This window comes from Vibrio sp. M260118 (assembly GCF_036533755.1).
In the GTDB taxonomy this organism is placed as follows: domain Bacteria; phylum Pseudomonadota; class Gammaproteobacteria; order Enterobacterales; family Vibrionaceae; genus Vibrio.
Map to the genome: position 1 here is coordinate 1 of NZ_JATABG010000079.1, position 11,302 is coordinate 11,302.

Below are 11,302 nucleotides of genomic sequence, written 5' to 3' on the forward strand. Positions count from 1 at the left end.
GGCTTGAATCGCTTGTAGTTCTGCAGATTTATCTTTGAACTCTTCTTGTAGCTTCTGAGCTACCACTTCACGCTGAGGTAACTGTTGGAAAACTTGAGCAGTATTCACGTAACCAATTTTCTGAGCAGCTTCAGCAGCATTTGCGAAGAAAGAAGACGTCATGACTAGAAGAGAAAGACCAGCCGCTTTAATTGTTTTGTTCACTGTAATTTCCTTTAAATTAGAAGGTTCTGCCGATGGTGAATGTGAAGAATTCTTCGTCATCACCCTCATAAGATTTGATTGGTTTCGCAACCGAGAATACTAGTGGCCCCATTGGAGACATCCATTGCAACGCCGCACCGTAAGATGCACGGTAGTTGGATGGATCTGAGTAGTCATTGTAGTAGCGTTCATTCGCGTACTTAGAGTCGTAGACAAACTCGGTATCCCATACACTTGCCGCATCAACGAACACACTGGTACGAATCTGACTTCTCACGTCATCAGAAGCGAATGGCGTTGGTACGATCAGCTCTATACTCGCAAGGGCTATCGCGTTACCACCCACTGAATCATCCGTAGCAGTCAAGCAAGAGTCGGTATTACATGTACTTGGGTTGCCATTAATAGTGTAGACCGCTTTTGGACCTGCACTGTTCGAGCGGAAACCACGTAGTGTGGTAAAGCCACCCGCGTAGTAGTTTTCATAGAATGGGAACAAGTTGTCGTTGCCATCTGTCTTACCGTAGCCATTACCGTAGCCTAGACGACCACGCATCAACAGCGAGAACTCGTGCTTCTTAGTCAACGGGATGTACTGTCGAACATCGTATTGAAGCTTAAAGTATTGTGCGTCTGAGCTTGGCACGGTCGCTTTAGCAAACGCTTGCTGGTAGTTACCTGCCGTCGGGAAGTAACCACGGTTAAGGTTATTACGCGTCCACGAAATGTTCACATCAAAATCGTTGGTGGTGATGTCACCATTTGGCTGACCGATACTAGTTGCAAACTTCTGAGCCTGATCATAAGTCGGTACGTTACCGATCTTGTTGTGAGTCAGACCAAGACCAAACTCAAAACGGTTCAGTTCATCAAATGGGAAACCCCAGGTCAGGCTAGCGCCATAACTTTCGTTGGTATAGTCAACGATGTTCGCTTCAGATGCTTCGAACTGGTTATAGAAGATCTTACCGCCCAAGCTGACACCATCTAGGTTCCAGTATGGGTCGCGATACTCAAGGCTAACGTTCTTCTGATAGTCGTTCATCATCGCGTTGATACCAACGCGGTTACCAGTACCGGCGAAGTTATCTTGTTGTAGACCAACTTGGAAACTGATACCTGATTCAGTACCGTAGCCAACACCAAAGTTGATACTACCTGAGTTGGCTTCTTTGACGTTGTAAACTAGGTCTACTTGGTCTTCGCTACCTGGTACACGTACTGTCTGGACATCGACCGTTTCGAAATAACCTAAACGACTAAGACGGTTTTTACCCGTTTCAATCGATTTCGAGTTCAACCAACTGCCTTCCATCTGGCGCATTTCACGGCGCAAGACTTCATCTTTGGTTGCGTTGTTACCAACAAAGCGAATATCACGCACATAGATACGCTTACCCGCTTCAACGTTAACAACTAGAGAAACAGATTGGTTTTCATCATCAAATTCAGGAATGGTACGAACTTGAGGGTAGGCATAGCCCGCTTCACCAAGAACGCGCTTAACGTTCTCTTCTAAACTGGTCACCGCGGAACCGTTATAGGTTTCGCCAGGCTCGAAAGTCACTAGCTGTTCAAACTCGGCTTCTTTATCTAGCAGTTCACCACGGAACTTTACGTCTTTAACCGTGTAAGGTAAGCCTTCGTTAAGCCCTAGCGTAATGTACACGCCCTTCTTATCTGGCGAGATAGCAACCTGAGTTGAATCGACCTGAAACTTAAGGAAACCACGGTCTAGGTAGTAAGACTTCAGCGCTTCGATATCACCAGCAAGCACCTGCTTTTGATACTTATCGTCAGATAAGAAGTTCCACCATGCGACATCAACATTAAGCTCAAACCGACTCAACAGTTCTTCATCGGTATATTGTTCATTACCAATAAAGTTAATCTGTTTAATTTTTGCAGAAACACCTTCGGTGAAGACAAATTTCAAATCACTACGGTTACGTGGTAGCGGAGTCACAACCGCTTGTACACCAGCGTTGTACTTACCAACACTGTAGTAGAAATCTTCTAAGCCTTTCTCAATGGTGGAGAGTGTGGTGCGGTCAAGAGCTTCACCCACTCGAATGCCTGATGCATCCAAGTTCTGTTGAAGTTGCTCTTCTTTGATCGCCTTGTTGCCGGAGAAAGAGATGCTCGCGATAGTAGGCCGCTCTTTCACTTGAATAACAAGTACATCATTTTCTCGCAGAACTTTAATGTCTTCAAAGTTACCCGTCGCATACAAGGCACGAATCATCTCAGAGACATCTTGGCTACCAACGGTATCGCCAATACGTACTGGCATTTTCAATAACGCTGCACCTAGTGCGACACGTTGTAAGCCTTCTATTTTAATATCTTGAACTACAAAGTTCTCGGCTCCGTTTGCGCTCACGCTTGTCGCTAACAGGGTCGCAAACAGAATATTTTTCATCGCCATTTTGTTCTAGTTATTCCTTAATTCAACCTTCACTCGATTACAGTCGAGTAAAATCATTGAAAATTGCCACTGCCATAAGAGAGAAAATAATTGCACCGCCGATACGGTAACCCATTTCCTGAAACTTTTCTGGAACAGGGCGTCTTATTACAGCCTCAATAGCAAAAAACAATAAATGTCCACCATCTAGCATAGGTAGTGGGACAAGGTTAATAATCCCTAAGTTCACACTGATTAATGCAAGGAAGCCTAAAAAGTACACTAAGCCATAGTCGGCTGTTGTACCTGCTCCTTTTGCGATCGAAATAGGCCCACTTAAATTGTTTAGTCCAACATCACCAACCACCAGTTTTTTCAACATACTAGCGGTTAAGTCGATGACTTGTCCTGTCTTTTCAAACGCCTTTCCGATTGATTCAAATACACCAAATTGTAGATCGAAGCGATAGTTTTCTGGCCATTCTGCGACTTCAGGTGCGATTCCTGCAAAACCGACCACTCTATCCTTGGATAACTCACGGCTATCCGGTGTCATCTGCAATGATACCCTTTGACCATCTCGTTCAACTTCAACCGTAAGTGCTTTGTTTGGACTCGCTTGAATCGCGTCAACCACTTGCTGCCACTCGGTAATGTCTAGGTCATTAATTTTGGTCAGCAAATCACCCTGCTGCAGACCAGCACGTTCACCCGCACCACCTTCAGATACGTTGGTTAATCGTGCGATAACTTGAGGGGTGTATGGAACAAAACCGAGTGCCGACATAGCGGACTCTTTTTCTGGGTCAAAGTTCCAATCGGTTAAATCAAAATACTTAGTCTCTTCAACTCCAATGCCGTCGGCCGGAGCGACAGTGATAGTCAGTTGTCGATCGCCAATATGAGAAATCAACCCCATATTGACCGATTCCCAATCCGCAGTTTTGACGCCTGAAACAGCTTTAAGTTCCATTCCAGATTCCAAACCTGCTTCGGCAGCAATTGAATAAGGGGTCACTTGGCCTACCACGGGTTTAACCGCCGGTACACCAATCAAGAACACTAGCCAATAAGCGAAGATAGCAAATAAGAAGTTAAATATAGGGCCAGCAGCAACAATGGCTGTTCTCTTCCACAATGGCTTACGGTCAAAAGCGTACTCTTGTTCACCTTCGGCTAAATCATCGACTCGACCATCGAGCATTTTTACGAAACCGCCGAGTGGGATCATTGAAATGCTATATTCGGTACCGTCCTTACCAACCTTACTCCAGATAGATTTACCAAAACCTATCGAGAACTTTTCAACTCGAACACCACATCGGCGCGCCACCCAAAAGTGACCAAACTCGTGCACTGCGACTAAGATGCCTAGCGCAACGATGAAAGAAACAAAGTTCCAGATGATACCCGTCATAGCTTACGCTCACTTATGGTACTGACTGCTAATTCTCTCGCCATTCTATCTAGCTCTAGAATGGTTTCCAAGTCGCGGCAATGTGACTGGTTAACTGACGCACTAAGTTTGCTCACCACTTGCTCATTAACCACAGCAATATCAGTGAACTTAAGCTGACGATTTAAGAAGGCTTCAACAGCGACTTCGTTAGCAGCGTTTAGCAATGTCGTTGCATGTTGCCCCTCATAACAAGCATCAATCGCGAGCTTAAGGCATGGGTAACGTGCAAAATCTGGCTCTAGGAAGGTTAGTTCACCGACTTTTGTAAAATCGAGCGGTGCGACACCTGCATCAACACGTTCAGGATAAGAGAGAGTTAACGCAATCGGAGTCGCCATATCTGGCTCGCCCATCTGTGCAAGCACTGAACCATCGCGATACTGAACCATTGAATGAATCACTGATTGAGGATGGATCAGAACCTTTAACTGCTCTCGAGCGGTGTTAAACAGCCACTTAGCCTCAATGTATTCCAAGCCTTTGTTCATCATGGTCGCTGAATCAACGGAAATCTTAGGCCCCATTGACCAGTTAGGATGGGCGATTGCCTGCTCTGGAGTTACGCTTGCTAGAGAGTCGATATCACTATAACGGAAAGGTCCACCAGAACCAGTAAGCAAGATATGAGAAATACCATGTTGATTTAAATCGCAGCGGCCAAGGTTGGTTTGAATATCATTAGGTAGGCATTGGAAGATAGCATTGTGCTCACTATCCACGGGAAGCAGCTCAGCGCCGTACTGTTCAACCGCACCGATAAACAGTTGCCCAGACATCACCAAGGCTTCTTTATTCGCCAATAGCACACGCTTTCCGGCTTTGACTGCTGCCATTGTCGGTAGTAGGCCTGCGGCACCAACGATAGCAGCCATAACGGTATCGACTTCGTTTGATGAAGAGACTTCACACATCGCATCAACACCAAAGTTCACTTCGGTATTGATCTTTAACTCAGTTAGCTGAGCATGGAGCTTCTTCGCCGCTTGCTCGGTCGCCATCACTGCGTATTGAGGTCGCCATTTCACGCACAGCTCGCGCATCTTATCGACGTTCTGCCCTGCGGCCAGTGCCACGATATTAAACTTATCGGGATTTTGTTCGATTACTTTTAAGGTGCTCGCTCCAATAGAGCCCGTTGCACCAAGGATCGTCAACTTACGCATAGCAAGGAACCAATCAATGAATGAGGCAAACCTAAGCTTGCCTTAAAATACGAAGTAGAGGAATGCAAATACTGGGAACGCAGCGGTTAAGCTATCAATACGATCCAGTACACCACCATGTCCAGGGATAATGTTGCTGCTATCTTTAATGCCCGCAACGCGCTTGAACATACTCTCAACGAGGTCTCCCAATACCGAAATCACTACAGTCACAAGAGTAATTGCGACCATCACAAACGGGCTTGTGAATTGGATATCGAACCAAGTTGCAGTGCCCCATCCAACCAAAATTGCAGTAATGATGCCACCAACTAAACCTTCAATGGTTTTATTTGGGCTAACATGAGGCGCCATTTTATGCTTACCCATGCTTTTACCAGCAAAGTACGCCCCACTATCGGCGGCCCAAACAATAAAGCACACATACAACACTAGCTTTGAGCCATGGTATGGGTCAATGTCGATACCTTCAGCACGAAGTAACACCACACTCCAGAAAAACGGCAGTAGCGTTAAAATACCAAAGCCATGGCGTAAAAAGTTAGATCCTTTCCATAAGGATGATGAGTTTGGATAGGTAATAGCAAGAATGCTCGCAGCCAACCACCACACACAGCCAATTGCTAATATGCCATAGTGGGAATCAGTAATTAGATTTAGGTTCAACACATCTGATGGAACAAACCATAGTGTTGCTGCACTGACTAGAACAGTAGGGATAAGTGCAATAGCACGTGAAGGAGCGTCAACAAACTGTGTCCACTCCCAGAAACCAATTAACGTCACCACAGCAAGGGCGACCATAAACATAGATAGAGAAAGTTTGAATATACCCAAAATCACCAAAGGCGCTAGGATTAGTGCAGTTATAATTCTTTGTTTCAAACTTTGATCCTTTATTCGCTTTCCATCAGAGCTTTTACTTGCTCACCCGTACAACCAAAACGGCGCTCACGGTTTACAAACCAAGTCACAGCCTCAATTAAGCTATTTTCATCGAACTCTGGCCAGTAAATCGGGGTAAAATACAGTTCCGCATAAGCCATTTGCCAGAGCATAAAGTTACTAATACGACATTCGCCACTGGTGCGAATCATCAAATCGACTTCAGGTAAATCTGCCATGGTGAGATGCTGCGTGATTAGCTCTTCACTAATCTCCTCAGAACTTAGCTCGCCTTGGGCAACCTTAGCTGAAATCGCTTTTGTCGCCTGCATAATATCCCACTTGCCGCCATAGTTGGCTGCAATATTGATCACCATACCTGTATTGCCTTCAGTCAAGGCTTCGGCTTGGGCGATCTTTTTTTGCAGACGCTCGTTAAAACGCGACTTATCGCCAATAACGCGTAGACGTAGATTGTTCTTATGCAGCTTTTTGACTTCTGTAGAAAGAACCGTAATAAACAGCTCCATCAACACACCCACTTCCTCTTCCGGACGTCTCCAGTTTTCGCTGCTAAACGCAAACAGGGTAATCGCTTTGATACCTAGCCTAGCCGAGGTAGATATCGCTTTACGAACTGCTGCAACACCATTCTTATGACCAAAGACACGCGGTTTGCCTTGAGCCTTAGCCCAACGACCGTTGCCATCCATAATGATTGCGATATGTTTCGGGAGTAAATCAGGAGAGAGTTGTGAGTTTTGCATAAGACGTTGATGAGTTATCAGCAGGGGACAGAGAGTAGCATAAAAAAGCGCTGTACTGCGAGCACAGCGCCTCTTATAGAGAAAGTTTGTGGAGAATTAGACTTCCATCAACTCTTTTTCTTTTGCAGCTAGCACTTCGTCTACTTGTTTAACAGCAGCGTCAGTGATTTTCTGAATCTCATCTTGACCTTTACGATCTTCATCTTCAGAAATTTCTTTGTCTTTTAGTAGCGCTTTTAGCTCGCCGTTCGCATCACGACGGATGTTACGGATAGCAACACGGCCACCTTCAGCTTCGCCACGAACGATCTTAACTAGGTCTTTACGACGCTCTTCTGTTAGTGGTGGAAGTGGAACGCGAATGATAGTACCTGCAGACATAGGGTTTAGACCTAGGTCAGACATCATGATCGCTTTTTCAACTTTAGGCGTTAGTTCTTTATCAAATACTGTGATTGCCAGAGTACGCGCATCTTCAGCCACAACGTTAGCGACTTGGTTAAGAGGTGTTGGTGCACCGTAGTATTCAACATTGATACCCGAAAGCAGGCTTGGATGTGCACGGCCTGTGCGAACTTTAGAAAGGTTGTTTTTTAGAGCTTCAACGCTCTTGTCCATGCGCTGTTGAGCGTCTTGTTTGATTTCGTTAATCACAATATCACCTTAATGTGTAATTCTTTCTAAAAGAAAGCTTAATCTGGCGTATTCAAAAGGCAATACCACAGCACCATTTTTGATGCTGTGGCGATAAGAATTACTCAGCGTCGCTGATTAGTGTGCCTTCTGCTTCACCCATTACCACGCGACGTAGTGCGCCTGGCTTATTCATATTGAATACACGGATTGGCATTTTGTGGTCACGAGCCAATGTAAATGCTGCCAAATCCATCACTTTCAGCTCTTTATCAAGAACCGCGTTGAATGAAAGCTTATCATACAGCTCTGCGTCTGGGTTTGCTACTGGGTCAGCGCTAAATACACCATCTACTTTTGTCGCTTTTAGAACTACGTCAGCTTCAATCTCAATACCGCGTAGACAAGCAGCAGAATCCGTCGTAAAGAATGGATTACCTGTACCAGCAGAGAAGATAACAACGCGACCTTGGCGTAGTTCACGAATAGCGTCTGCCCAATTGTAGTCGTCACACACACCTTTTAGTGGAATAGCTGACATAACGCGAGCATTAACATATGCACGGTGCAGTGCATCACGCATCGCAAGGCCGTTCATTACCGTCGCTAGCATACCCATGTGGTCACCTACTACACGGTTCATGCCCGCTTCAGCTAGGCCTGCACCACGGAACAAGTTACCACCACCGATAACCACACCGACTTGAACACCAAGTTCAACCAACTCTTTTACTTCTTGAGCCATACGGTCCAGGATTGCTGGATCAATGCCAAAACCTTCTTCGCCTTGAAGTGCTTCACCACTCAGTTTTAACAGAATACGTTGATATGCTGGTTTAGGGTTCGTAGTCATGGAGTTTACCTTCCAAAAGAGAGTTGTTGATTAACAGTCATGGATAAAGACTTTATAAAGTCTGCATCCATCACTACTAAAGCTTGTCCTTTAGTCATAAAAAGACCGCAGCCTTGGCTACGGTCTAAAAAGTATGCAAGTCTCTAAGGATTAACCTTTTTGAGCTGCAGCAACTTCTTCAGCGAAGCTCATTTCTTCTGCTTTCTCGATACCTTCACCTACTTCTAGGCGAACGAATGTAGCAACAGAAGCGCCTTTCTCTTTCAGCATTTCGCCAACAGATTTCTTAGGCTCCATGATGAACGCTTGACCAGTTAGAGAGATTTCGCCAGTGAATTTCTTCATGCGGCCAACAACCATCTTCTCTGCGATCTCAGCAGGCTTGCCTTCGTTCATAGCGATTTCAACTTGAACTTCTTTCTCTTTAGCAACTACGTCAGCTGGTACGTCTTCTGGGTTAACGTACTCTGGCTTAGAAGCAGCAACGTGCATTGCAACGTGCTTAAGAGTTTCAGCATCGCCTTCACCAGCAACAACTACACCGATTTTCTCACCGTGACGGTAAGAAGCGATAGCAGTACCTTCAACGTACTGAACGCGACGGATGTTGATGTTTTCACCGATCTTAGCAACTAGAGCAACACGCTCTTCTTCGAACTTAGCTACTAGCTCTTCAACAGAAGCTTTAGATGCTAGAGCGTCAACTGCAACTTTCTCTGCGAATGCAGTGAAGTTACCGTCTTTAGCAACGAAGTCAGTTTGGCAGTTAACTTCAAGAAGAACAGCAGTGCCGTTTTCTTCTTTAATGATGATTGCGCCTTCAGCAGCTACGTTACCTGCTTTCTTAGCAGCTTTAGCAGCACCTGATTTACGCATGTTTTCGATTGCTAGTTCGATGTCAGCGTTTGCTTCAACAAGCGCTTTTTTACATTCCATCATGCCTGCGCCAGTACGTTCGCGCAGTTCTTTAACTAGAGCAGCAGTAACAGCCATTCTCTATTCCTCAGTTGATTCTGGATTTGGTAAAAAACAGGGGCCTACATTTTCGGCCCCTGCTGATAACTATAACTCAGTTTATGCTACAACTAGGTTGCACATAATCTAAGTGTGACTAGGAGCCGCTATTATTCAGCTTCTACGAAACCGTCTTTTTCAGCAGCTGCAGCTACGTCTTTGTTACGACCTTCAGTTACTGAAGTTGCAACAGCGTTTAGGTAAAGCTGTACTGCACGGATCGCATCGTCATTACCTGGGATGATGTAGTCAACGCCATCTGGGTTAGAGTTAGTATCTACCACAGCGTAAACTGGAATACCTAGGTTGTTCGCTTCTTTAATCGCAATGTGCTCGTGATCAGCGTCGATTACGAATAGAGCGTCTGGTAGGCCGCCCATGTCTTTGATACCACCAAGAGATTTCTCTAGCTTCTCCATTTCGCGAGTACGCATTAGAGCTTCTTTCTTAGTTAGTTTGTCAAAAGTACCGTCTTGAGCTTGAGCTTCAAGATCTTTTAGACGCTTGATAGACTGACGAACAGTTTTGTAGTTAGTAAGCATACCGCCTAACCAGCGGTTGTTTACGTAGAACTGGTTGCTTGCGATTGCAGCTTCTTTAACAGCTTCAGATGCAGCGCGCTTAGTACCAACGAATAGAACTTTACCTTTCTTCTCGCCAACTTTAGCTAGTTCAGCTAGAGCGTCGTTGAACATTGGTACAGTTTTTTCTAGGTTGATGATATGAACCTTGTTACGAGCACCAAAGATGAATGGCTTCATTTTTGGGTTCCAGTAACGAGTCTGGTGACCGAAGTGAACACCAGCTTTTAGCATATCGCGCATTGATACAGTTGCCATTTTAAAATCCTCTATGGGGTTAGGCCTCCACATCCCCCATAACTCCGACTAGGCTTCTGCCCAGCACCCCGGAATATGTGACGGAATGTGTGTGATTTAAAGATATAAGTTAGTTGGAGGTAATATGCTTCGCCAGTTAAGAATCTTAACCAGAGACAACAGACCACGTTCCGGCGCGCTTTATACCATATTATCACCCTGCCTGGCTAGTAAAAAAACGCTCTCATCCGGTTTTCAGTCGCCCTTTATAGAATTGCTCACGTCTTCTATGATGAAGAATAATTCTCATTAGGCGAGGTTCCTGATAGAATGCGGCCAAACGCACCTAAGTGTGCAGTAGAGTTAAGTAGAGAAAGCGATGTCAATCAAGATTAAAACAGCTGAAGAAATCGAACGTATGCGAATAGCGGGCGCGTTAGCCGCTGAAATCCTAGAGATGATCGAGCCTCACATTAAAGAAGGCGTAACGACAGAAGAGCTAAACCAAATCTGTCACGATTACGGGATTGAAAAAGGCGCGTACTCTGCACCGCTTGATTACCATGGTTTTACTAAGTCAATCTGTACATCGATCAACCACATCGTTTGCCACGGTATCCCTGCCTCTCAAGATGAGATTGGTAGCAACGGGCAAGCAAAGCCTGCCGTGCTTAAAAATGGCGACATTATCAATGTTGATATTACCGTTATCATCCCAAATGATGCTGACGCCGATCTTAGCGTTCGTCCACAAGGCTACCATGGTGACACTTCTAAGATGTTCTTAGTTGGTGATGTCTCACCAGCAAACAAACGCCTATGTATGGTGACTCAAGAAGCTCTATACGTGGGTATGCGCCAAGTAAAACCTGGTGCAACCGTCGGTGATATCGGCACCGCAATTGAAAAATACATCAAAGACAACAACAAAAAGAACCCGCGCAACAAGTTCTCTATCGTCAAAGATTTCTGTGGTCACGGCATCGGCAACGAGTTCCATGAAGAGCCACAAATCGTTCACTACAAGAACAAAGACCGTCGCGTCCTTAAAGAAGGCATGTGTTTCACTATCGAGCCAATGATCGACGCAGGTAAGTTT

Annotated in this window: 10 protein-coding genes and 1 pseudogene; 1 reads left to right on the top strand and 10 read right to left on the bottom strand. The window is 45.2% G+C overall.

Features of this window, described 5'->3' with window-relative positions; translation table 11 throughout:
• From QTO00_RS07150 to rpsB, 10 genes and pseudogenes are all read right to left on the bottom strand, one after another.
• Positions 1–204 (bottom strand): annotated as a pseudogene (locus QTO00_RS07150) (OmpH family outer membrane protein); the annotation flags it as partial.
• 16 nt (positions 205–220) lie between these two features.
• Positions 221–2,632 (bottom strand): outer membrane protein assembly factor BamA, encoded by a 2,412-nt coding sequence (bamA, locus tag QTO00_RS07155; RefSeq protein ID WP_331423936.1) that lies wholly within the window; start codon positions 2,630–2,632, stop codon positions 221–223.
• A gap of 37 nt (positions 2,633–2,669) precedes the next feature.
• Positions 2,670–4,028, bottom strand: coding sequence for a sigma E protease regulator RseP (gene rseP, locus QTO00_RS07160; RefSeq protein WP_331423938.1), 1,359 nt, complete (start codon positions 4,026–4,028; stop codon positions 2,670–2,672).
• Entirely contained in the window at positions 4,025–5,233 is a 1,209-nt protein-coding gene (gene ispC, locus QTO00_RS07165) for a 1-deoxy-D-xylulose-5-phosphate reductoisomerase (protein ID WP_331423939.1), read from the bottom strand. Before ispC ends, rseP begins: the two co-directional genes overlap by 4 nt.
• 42 nt (positions 5,234–5,275) lie before the next feature.
• Positions 5,276–6,118: a phosphatidate cytidylyltransferase gene (locus tag QTO00_RS07170; RefSeq protein WP_331423940.1), complete on the bottom strand. Its 843-nt coding sequence runs from the start codon at positions 6,116–6,118 to the stop codon at positions 5,276–5,278.
• Positions 6,119–6,129: 11 nt separating this feature from the next.
• Positions 6,130–6,885, bottom strand: a complete 756-nt coding sequence (locus QTO00_RS07175; protein WP_331423941.1) for an isoprenyl transferase — start codon at positions 6,883–6,885, stop codon at positions 6,130–6,132.
• 96 nt (positions 6,886–6,981) lie between these two features.
• Complete coding sequence (frr, locus tag QTO00_RS07180) at positions 6,982–7,539, bottom strand: ribosome recycling factor (RefSeq protein WP_038203480.1); 558 nt, start codon at positions 7,537–7,539, stop codon at positions 6,982–6,984.
• Between the two features lie 100 nt (positions 7,540–7,639).
• On the bottom strand, positions 7,640–8,371 hold the full coding sequence (gene pyrH / locus QTO00_RS07185) for a UMP kinase (RefSeq protein WP_038203482.1): 732 nt from the start codon (positions 8,369–8,371) through the stop codon (positions 7,640–7,642).
• 150 nt (positions 8,372–8,521) lie between these two features.
• On the bottom strand, positions 8,522–9,364 hold the full coding sequence (gene tsf, locus QTO00_RS07190) for a translation elongation factor Ts (protein ID WP_331423946.1): 843 nt from the start codon (positions 9,362–9,364) through the stop codon (positions 8,522–8,524).
• A gap of 131 nt (positions 9,365–9,495) precedes the next feature.
• Positions 9,496–10,224, bottom strand: coding sequence for a 30S ribosomal protein S2 (gene rpsB / locus QTO00_RS07195; protein ID WP_038203487.1), 729 nt, complete (start codon positions 10,222–10,224; stop codon positions 9,496–9,498).
• Positions 10,225–10,582: 358 nt separating this feature from the next.
• On the opposite strand from rpsB, the gene map reads away from it, so the two are divergent.
• The coding region (gene map, locus QTO00_RS07200) for a type I methionyl aminopeptidase (RefSeq protein WP_331423949.1) at positions 10,583–11,302 on the top strand (720 nt) is incomplete at its 3' end.

What these genes read in the sequence shown, in the direction of transcription:
- rpsB (WP_038203487.1), bottom strand. Translation starts at nt 10,224, where the DNA reads ATGGCAACTGTATCAATGCGCGATATGCTAAAAGCTGGTGTTCACTTC.
- tsf (WP_331423946.1), bottom strand. Translation starts at nt 9,364, where the DNA reads ATGGCTGTTACTGCTGCTCTAGTTAAAGAACTGCGCGAACGTACTGGC.
- bamA (WP_331423936.1), bottom strand. Translation starts at nt 2,632, where the DNA reads ATGGCGATGAAAAATATTCTGTTTGCGACCCTGTTAGCGACAAGCGTG.
- pyrH (WP_038203482.1), bottom strand. Translation starts at nt 8,371, where the DNA reads ATGACTACGAACCCTAAACCAGCATATCAACGTATTCTGTTAAAACTG.
- rseP (WP_331423938.1), bottom strand. Translation starts at nt 4,028, where the DNA reads ATGACGGGTATCATCTGGAACTTTGTTTCTTTCATCGTTGCGCTAGGC.
- ispC (WP_331423939.1), bottom strand. Translation starts at nt 5,233, where the DNA reads ATGCGTAAGTTGACGATCCTTGGTGCAACGGGCTCTATTGGAGCGAGC.
- QTO00_RS07175 (WP_331423941.1), bottom strand. Translation starts at nt 6,885, where the DNA reads ATGCAAAACTCACAACTCTCTCCTGATTTACTCCCGAAACATATCGCA.